The organism is Psychrobacter sp. TB20-MNA-CIBAN-0197, from assembly GCF_040309765.1.
GTDB classification, from domain to species: Bacteria; Pseudomonadota; Gammaproteobacteria; order Pseudomonadales; family Moraxellaceae; genus Psychrobacter; species Psychrobacter submarinus.
The window spans coordinates 1-239 of sequence record NZ_JBEOPC010001332.1 but is presented as its reverse complement, the minus strand read 5'-3'; the positions used below and the strand labels follow the sequence as shown (position 1 = coordinate 239).

Genomic DNA, 239 nt, shown 5'->3' with positions numbered 1-239 from the left:
AGCCTGCACAAACCCGGCGAAACCCTCGGCTACATCAGCGCCGAAGCCGCGCGCCACACCGGCATTCCCGAAGGCCTGCCGCTGATTGCCGCAGGCGCAGACAAGGCCTGCGAAGTGATCGGCTCCGGCGTGGTCGATGCGCGCACCGTGTGCCTGTCCTACGGCACCACCGCGACGATCACCAGCACCCGCTCGCGCTACCTGGAAATCGTCCCGCTGATCCCGCCGTACCCCTCGGC

1 pseudogene is annotated in these 239 nt (G+C 68.6%); it reads left to right on the top strand.

Going from position 1 to position 239, the window contains the following annotated elements:
- Positions 1-239: pseudogene (locus AAEY83_RS18280) on the top strand (carbohydrate kinase); the annotation flags it as partial.